1 protein-coding gene is annotated in these 623 nt (G+C 62.0%); it reads left to right on the top strand.

From position 1 onward, the window contains the following. Positions 1 to 368: fucose-binding lectin II (locus P0D80_RS50945; protein ID WP_408296516.1), on the top strand; the 368-nt coding region annotated here is incomplete at its 5' end. Between the last annotated feature and the right edge of the window lie 255 nt (positions 369 to 623).

Here is a 623-nt window from a genome sequence, read left to right as displayed (position 1 = left end):
CACAACCGTCCGGTGGCGGCGAACGGGACGGCGTCTTCAACCTGCCCCCCAATACCCCCTTCGGTGTGACGGCGCTCGTGAACTCGCCGGCGCAGCAGACGATCGCCGTCTACGTGGACGACAATCAGAGCCCCGCAGCCACTTTTCAGGGCAACGGCACCCAGGACAAGAACTTGCAGACGCAGGTGTTGAACTCGGGCAAGGGCAAAGTGAAGGTTGTGGTTTCGGCAAACGGAAAGCCCTCCAAGCTGGGGTCGCGGCAAGTCGACATCTTCAAGAAGACTTACTTTGGCCTCGTCGGATCGGAGGACGGTACCGATAACGACTACAACGATAGTCTGGTGGTGCTGAACTGGCCGCTGGGCTGATTGGCAGGACCGGCTAAGGATGCGGTCGCTGCCTGACCGCATCTCTTGTGACAGTGTCCAGACTATGGCGCAGGCCGTACTCGTTACATTATGCCAGGTCAACTCACTGTTCCCGGCCGGTGGCGAGCTCGCTAACCGTTCCGCACGAGCGGCGCAGAATGTGTGTGGTGCGACTTCAGCGCCGGTGGGTTCGCGCGTCGGGCACGGCCGGTTGCGGCACACCCCCCGCAAAACGTTAGCGCGCGCAATTGCGGC

It is taken from the genome of Paraburkholderia sp. RL17-373-BIF-A (genome assembly GCF_046030175.1).
Classification (GTDB): domain Bacteria; phylum Pseudomonadota; class Gammaproteobacteria; order Burkholderiales; family Burkholderiaceae; genus Paraburkholderia.
The sequence above is the reverse complement of the archived record's forward strand: the minus strand, read 5'-3'. Positions and strand labels throughout refer to the sequence as shown.